This is a genomic window from Ramlibacter sp. (assembly GCF_035554825.1).
Classification (GTDB): Bacteria; Pseudomonadota; Gammaproteobacteria; order Burkholderiales; family Burkholderiaceae_C; genus Ramlibacter.
This window is the reverse complement of record NZ_DATMHS010000037.1, coordinates 1-7243: the sequence shown is the minus strand read 5'-3', so window position 1 is coordinate 7243 and position 7243 is coordinate 1. Positions and strand designations below refer to the sequence as shown.

At 66.7% G+C, this 7243-nt stretch carries 6 protein-coding genes and 1 pseudogene; all 7 read left to right on the top strand.

Features of this window, described 5'->3' with window-relative positions; all coding sequences use genetic code 11:
* Window positions 1-708, top strand: a pseudogene (locus VNT59_RS03585) (long-chain fatty acid--CoA ligase); the annotation flags it as partial.
* A 49-nt stretch (window positions 709-757) separates the two neighbouring features.
* A complete protein-coding gene (locus VNT59_RS03580) occupies window positions 758-1639 on the top strand; it encodes an ABC transporter ATP-binding protein (protein ID WP_325496699.1) in 882 nt (293 codons plus the stop codon).
* A gap of 12 nt (window positions 1640-1651) precedes the next feature.
* A complete protein-coding gene (locus VNT59_RS03575; RefSeq protein ID WP_325496697.1) occupies window positions 1652-2581 on the top strand; it encodes a branched-chain amino acid ABC transporter permease in 930 nt (309 codons plus the stop codon).
* 9 nt (window positions 2582-2590) lie between these two features.
* Window positions 2591-3667: a branched-chain amino acid ABC transporter permease gene (locus tag VNT59_RS03570; RefSeq protein WP_325496695.1), complete on the top strand. Its 1077-nt coding sequence runs from the start codon at window positions 2591-2593 to the stop codon at window positions 3665-3667.
* Between the two features lie 41 nt (window positions 3668-3708).
* Window positions 3709-5037, top strand: coding sequence for an ABC transporter substrate-binding protein (locus tag VNT59_RS03565; RefSeq protein ID WP_325496693.1), 1329 nt, complete (start codon window positions 3709-3711; stop codon window positions 5035-5037).
* A gap of 132 nt (window positions 5038-5169) precedes the next feature.
* Entirely contained in the window at window positions 5170-5979 is an 810-nt protein-coding gene (locus VNT59_RS03560) for an ABC transporter ATP-binding protein (protein WP_325496691.1), read from the top strand.
* A gap of 28 nt (window positions 5980-6007) precedes the next feature.
* On the top strand, window positions 6008-7243 hold a 1236-nt coding region (locus VNT59_RS03555; RefSeq protein ID WP_325496689.1), incomplete at its 3' end, for a phenylacetate--CoA ligase family protein.

Here is a 7243-nt window from a genome sequence, read left to right as displayed (position 1 = left end):
GAGATTCTCGTGCGCTCCCCGGGCCTCCTCAAGGAGTACTACAAGAACCCCGAGGCCACGGCCGAAGTGAAGACGGCGGATGGCTGGTACCACACGAGCGACGCCGGTTTCATCGACGCCCATGGCCACCTCAAGATCATCGACCGGGTGAAGGACGTCGGGCGCCTGGTGGGCGGCCCGAACGACGGCGCGATGTTCGCGCCCAAGTACGTCGAGAACAAGCTGAAGTTCTTCCCGTACGTCAAGGAAGCGGTCGCCTACGGCGACGGGCGCGACCGGGTGTGCGTGATGATCAACATCGACTTCGAGGCGGTCGGCAACTGGGCGGAGCGGCGCAACCTGCCGTATGCCGGCTATCCGGACCTGTCGCAGAAGCCGGAGGTGTACGAGCTGGTGAAGGACTGCGTGGAAAAGGTGAACGCCGACCTCGCCAGCGACGAGCGGCTGGCCGGCTCCCAGATCAGCCGCTTCCTGATCCTGCACAAGGAGCTCGACGCCGACGACGGCGAGCTGACCCGCACGAACAAGGTGCGCCGCGGCTTCATCGCGGAACGATACGCCGTCCTGGTCGACGCCCTGTACGGCGGCAAGTCCGAGCAGTACATCGAGACGCAGGTGAAGTTCGAGGACGGGCGCACCGGCATGGTGAGCGCCACGCTACGCATGGTCGATACCCGGACCTTCGCGCCGGTGAAGGCGGCCGCATGACGAAGAACGCCACCACCTGCCTGCCGCCGCCCCCGGCCGAGGAAACGCGATGAGCACCATCACCCTGCGGGCCGACCCGGCCGAACCCCTGCCCGCCGACCTGGCGGCCCGGCTGGTGGAGCAGACCAGCGCCAACCAGCCGGTCGCGCCCGGCCGCCAGACCGGCGAGGTCATCCTCGACGTGCAGAACATCTCGCTTGGCTTCGGCGGCGTGAAGGCGCTCTCCAACATCTCCTTCGACGTCAAGGAGCACGAGATCCGCGCCATCATCGGCCCGAACGGCGCCGGCAAGAGCTCCATGCTCAATTGCATCAACGGCGTGTACCAGCCGCAGGAAGGCTCCATCACCTTCCGCGGCAAGACGTTCAGGCACATGAACAGCCACCAGGTGGCCGCGATGGGCGTGGCGCGCACCTTCCAGAACCTGGCGCTGTTCAAGGGCATGAGCGTCCTGGACAACATCATGACCGGCCGCAATCTGCGCATCAGGAGCAACCTGTTCCTGCAGGCGCTGCGCATCGGGCCGGCCGAGCGCGAGGAGATCCGGCACCGCGAATTCGTCGAGCACATCATCGACTTCCTCGAGATCCAGGCGCACCGCAAGACGCCGGTGGGCCAGCTGCCCTATGGATTGCAGAAGCGGGTGGACCTGGGCCGGGCCCTGGCGATGGAGCCGCAGGTGCTGCTGCTCGACGAGCCCATGGCGGGCATGAACGTGGAAGAGAAGCAGGACATGTGCCGCTTCGTCCTCGACGTGAACGACGAATTCGGCACGACGGTGGTCCTGATCGAGCACGACATGGGCGTCGTGATGGACATCAGCGACCGGGTGGTGGTGCTCGACTACGGGAAAAAAATCGGCGACGGCACGCCCGATGAAGTCCGCAACAACGCGGACGTCATCAAGGCCTACCTCGGCACCTCGCACTGAAGGACGGCAGCGATGGGATTCTTCCTCGAAACGATGCTGGGCGGCCTGATGGCCGGCATGCTGTATTCGCTCGTCGCGCTCGGGTTCGTGCTGATCTTCAAGGCGTCGGGCGTGTTCAATTTCGCGCAGGGCGCGATGGTGCTGTTCGCGGCCCTGGCCATGGCGCGTTTTGCCGAATGGTTCCCGGCATACACCGGCATCCAGAGTCCGCTGGTCGCCAATCTGGTGGCGTTCGCGGCCGCGGGCGCGGTGATGTTCATCGCCGCGTGGGCCGTGGAAGGCCTGGTGCTGCGGCACCTGGTCAACCAGGAAGCCGCCACCTTGCTGATGGCGACGCTCGGCATCACCTACTTCCTGGAAGGCCTGGGCCAGGGCCTGTTCGGCAACAGCATCTACAAGATCGACATCGGCATGCCCAAGGACCCGATCATCGCGTTCGAGTCGATGTTCGAAGGCGGCGTGCTGATCAACAAGGAAGACCTCTACGCCGCGCTGATCGCCGCCGTGCTGGTGGCGGGCCTGAGCTTGTTCTTTCAGAAGACTTCGACCGGCCGCGCGCTGCGGGCGGTGGCCGATGACCACCAGGCAGCGCAATCGATCGGCATCCCGCTCAACCGGATCTGGGTGATCGTCTGGTGCGTCGCCGGCGTCGTCGCGCTGGTCTCCGGGATGATCTGGGGCAGCAAGCTGGGGGTGCAGTTCTCGCTGGCGACGGTGGCCCTGCGGGCGCTGCCGGTGGTGATCCTGGGCGGGCTCACCTCGGTGCCGGGCGCCATCGTCGGCGGGCTGATCATCGGTGTGGGCGAAAAGCTCTCCGAGGTCTACCTCGGCCACTATGTCGGCGGCGGCATCGAGATCTGGTTTGCCTATGTGCTGGCCCTCGCCTTCCTGCTGATCAGGCCGCAGGGCCTGTTCGGCGAGAAGATCATCGACCGGGTCTGAGGAGCGGACATGCTTTACCGGGAAAACGGCCAGTTCAAGACGAGCTACCGGGCGGACCAGCAGATCTTTCCGATCGTGCAGGACCGCGTGCTGGTGCTGCTGCTGATCGCCATCGCCTTCATCGGCGTTCCGCTGCTCGCTGACGAATACCTGTTCCGCGCGATCCTGATCCCGTTCCTGATCATGGCGCTGGCCGCGCTCGGGGTGAACGTGCTGGTGGGCTACTGCGGCCAGATCTCGCTCGGTTCGGGCGCGTTCATGGCGGTGGGGGCCTACGCCGCCTACAACTTCTTCGTGCGCCTCCCGGGCATCCCGCTGGTGCTGGCGCTGATCCTGGGCGGCCTGTGCGCCACCGCGTTCGGCATCCTGTTCGGCCTGCCGAGCCTGCGGGTGAAGGGCCTCTACCTCGCCGTGGCCACGCTCGCCGCGCAGTTCTTCAGCGACTGGATGTTCCTGCGCATCAAGTGGTTCACCAACTACTCGTCGTCCGGTTCGGTGTCGGTCTCGGGGTTGCAGGTGTTCGGCCTGCCGATCGAGAGTCCGGTCGCCAAGTACCTGTTCTGCCTGGCGATGCTGGTGGTGATTGCGCTGTTGACCAAGAACATGGTGCGCAGCGCGATCGGTCGCGAGTGGATGGCGATTCGGGACATGGACGTCGCCGCGGCAGTGATCGGCATCCGCCCGATGTTCGCCAAGCTGAGCGCCTTCGCCGTGAGCTCCTTCATCATCGGTGTCGCCGGGGCGCTGTGGGGATTCATCTACCTCGGCGCCTGGGAGCCGGCCGCCTTCTCGGTGGACCTTTCGTTCAAGCTGCTGTTCATGGTGATCATCGGCGGGCTCGGCTCGATCATGGGCAGCTTTTTCGGCGCGGCCTTCATCGTGGTGCTGCCGATCGCCCTCAACCAGTTCCTGCCGGTGCTGGGCAGCGTCGCCGGCTGGAACATCTCCACCGCGGCCGCCTCGCACGCGGAACTCATGATCTTCGGCGCGCTGATCGTCTGGTTCCTGATCGTGGAGCCGCACGGGCTCGCGAAGCTGTGGTCCACCGGCAAGCAGAAGCTGCGCCTCTGGCCTTTCCCCCACTGAGCAGTACCGGTTTTCCCGCTTCATTCATACAAGGAGACACCATGAAGCTTTCGAGACTCGTGATCGCGGCTGCAGTCCTGGCTGCGGGCGCGGCGACGGTGACCACCAGCGCCCTGGCGCAGGCCAAGGAGCAGTTCTTCCCGCTGCTGGTGTACCGCACCGGCGCCTACGCGCCGAACGGCACACCGTGGGCGAACGGCAAGCAGGACTACCTGAAGCTGATCAACGCGCGTGACGGCGGCGTCAACGGCGTCAAGATCACCTTCGAGGAATGCGAGACCGCGTACGACACCGCGCGCGGCGTCGAGTGCTACGAGCGCCTGAAGGGCAAGACCAACACCTTGTTCGAACCGCAGTCCACCGGCATCACCTTCGCCCTGACCGACAAGGCGCCGGGCGACAAGATGCCGCTGATCACGGTGGGCTACGGCCTCGCCGCGTCCCAGGACGGCGGCGTGTTCAAGTGGAACTTCCCGATCCTGGGCAGCTACTGGACCGGCGCCGACGTGCTGATCCAGCATATCGGCAAGAAGGAGGGCGGCCTCGACAAGCTCAAGGGCAAGAAGATCGCGCTGGTCTATCACGACAGCCCGTTCGGCAAGGAGCCGATCGCGCTGCTGCAGGAGCGCGCCAGGATGCATGGCTTCGACCTGCAATTGCTGCCGGTGACGGCGCCTGGGGTCGAGCAGAAGGCGACCTGGCTGCAGGTGCGCCAATCGCGGCCCGACTACGTGTTGCTGTGGGGCTGGGGCGTCATGAACTCCACGGCGCTGAAGGAGGCGCAAGCCACCGGCTATCCGCGCGAGAAGATGTACGGCGTCTGGTGGTCGGGCGCAGAGCCGGACGTGAAGGACGTCGGCATGGGCGCCAAGGGCTACAACGCGCTGGCGCTGCAGCACGGTGCCGACAAGCAGTCGAAGGTGGTGCAGGACATCCTGAAGTACGTCCACGACAAGGGCCAGGGCAGCGGCCCGCGCGACGAGGTCGGCCAGGTGCTCTACATGCGCGGCCTGATCATCCAGATGCTCGGCGTGGAAGCCGTGCGGCGCGCGCAGGAACGCTTCGGCAAGGGCAAGGTCATGACGCCCGAGCAGGTGCGCTGGGGTCTGGAGAACCTGAACCTCGACCAGAAGAAACTCGACGCACTCGGTTTCGCGGGCGTGATGCGGCCGGTCAGCACCTCGTGCCAGGACCACATGGGCTCGACCTATGCGCGCATCCACACCTGGGACGGCACCAAGTGGGCCTTCTCTTCGGACTGGTACCAGGCCGACGAGCAGATCCTCAAGCCGCTGATCAAGCAGGCCGCCGACAAGTACGCGGTGGAGAAGAAGCTGACCCGCCGTACGCCGCAGGACTGCCAGTCCTGATCGGCGACGGCACCTGCGCGCACTGCGGTCACGCGGGACCGGACGGCCGGCCCGCGGCCGCGGTGCGAAGCGCCTCCGGGGCGGAGGCGCCAATCGAAAGGCGCGCGGCCTTTCGATTGGTGAAGGCACAAGATGGAACAACGGAACATCGTCCTCAACGTCAACGGCATCGAGGTGATCTACAACCACGTGATCCTGGTGCTCAAGGGGGTCTCGCTGCAGGTGCCCGAAGGCGGCATCGTGGCGATCCTCGGGGGCAACGGCGCCGGCAAGACGACGACCTTGCGCGCCGTATCCAACCTCCTCAAGGGTGAACGCGGCGAGGTGACCAAAGGCTCGATCGAACTGCGCGGCGAGCGCATCGAGAACCTCACACCCGCCGAGCTGGTGCAGCGCGGCGTGGTGCAGGTGATGGAGGGGCGGCATTGCTTCGCCCACCTCACGATCGAGGAAAACCTGCTCACGGGCGCGTACACGCGCGGCAGCAAGGCCGAAGTCGCCGCCAGCCTGGAGAAGGTGTACGCGTACTTTCCGCGGCTGAAGACGCGGCGCGATTCGCAGGCGGCCTATACCTCCGGCGGCGAGCAGCAGATGTGCGCGATCGGCCGCGCGCTGATGGCCAATCCCAGCATCGTGCTGCTCGACGAACCTTCGATGGGCCTGGCGCCGCAGATCGTGCAGGAGGTGTTCGGGATCGTGAAGGATCTGAACGCCAAGGAGCGCGTGACGTTCCTGCTCGCCGAGCAGAACACCAACATGGCGCTGCAGTATTCCGACTATGGCTACATCATGGAAAGCGGGCGCGTCGTGATGGACGGGCCGGCCAGCGAGCTGGCCACGAACGAGGACGTCAAGGAGTTCTACCTCGGCATGGGAGGCAGCGAGCGCAAGAGCTTCCGCGACGTCAAGAGCTACAAGCGGCGCAAGCGCTGGCTCGCCTGACACCCCTCTCTTCGCTTCGGAGCCGCTCATGACCTCCTCCTACGACGCGCTGGAAACACGCGACCCCGCCCAGCGCGAAGCCCAGCTGATGGCCGCGCTGCCGCGCCAGGTGGCGCACGCCCAGCGGGCCAGTACCGCGTACGCGCAGATCCTCGCGGGCGTCGACGCCGCCACGATCACCACCCGCCAGGCGCTGGCCGCCCTGCCGGTGACGCGCAAGCCCGAGCTGTTCCAGCGGCAGCAGGCCGGCCGGCCCGCGGATCTCTTCGGCGGGTTCGCCACGCTGCGTCGCGGCGCCGCCATGCCGCGCATCTTTTCGTCGCCGGGCCCGATCTACGAGCCGGACAGCGCCGCCCGCGATTACTGGCGCATCGGCCGGGCGCTGTTCGCGGCCGGCTTCCGCGCCGGCGACCTGGTGCACAACTCGTTCAGCTACCACATGACCCCCGGGGCCTTCATGATGGAGTCGGGCGCGCACGCGGTCGGCTGCACCGTGTTCCCCGCCGGCGTCGGCCAGACCGAGCAGCAGTTGCAGGCGATCGCGGAATTGCGACCGGATGCGTACACCGGCACGCCCAGCTTTCTGCGCATCCTGCTGGAGAAAGCCGAAGCCACCGGCACCGACATCGGCAGCCTGCGCAAGGGGCTGACCGGCGGCGAGGCGCTGCCGCCATCGCTGCGCGACTGGTTCGCCGCCCGCGGGATGGCGGTGTATCAAAGCTATGCCACGGCCGATCTCGGGCTGATCGCGTACGAGACCGAGGCGCGCCAGGGCCTGGTGCTCGACGAGAGCGTGATCGTGGAAATCGTCCGTCCCGGCACCGGGGATCCGGCGCCCGCCGGCGAGGTCGGCGAGCTGGTCGTCACGACCCTCAATCCCGATTACCCGCTCATTCGTTTCGGCACCGGGGATCTCTCGGCGCTGCTGGCCGGCCAGTGCCCGACCGGCCGCACCAACACGCGCATCAAGGGTTGGATGGGCCGGGCGGACCAGACCACCAAGGTCCGCGGCATGTTCGTGCATCCGGGGCAGGTGGCCGACATCGCGCGCCGCTTCCCGGAGGTGGTGCGGGCCCGGCTGGTGGTCAGCGGCGAGATGGCCAGCGACGTGATGATCCTGAAAGTGGAGGCGACGGTGGCCCCGCAGGGCCTGGATGCGCGGATCGCGGACGCGATCCGCGATGTCACCAAGCTGCGCGGCGACGTCGAACTGGTCGCCCCGGGCACGCTGCCGAACGACGGCAAGGTGATCGAGGACGCCCGC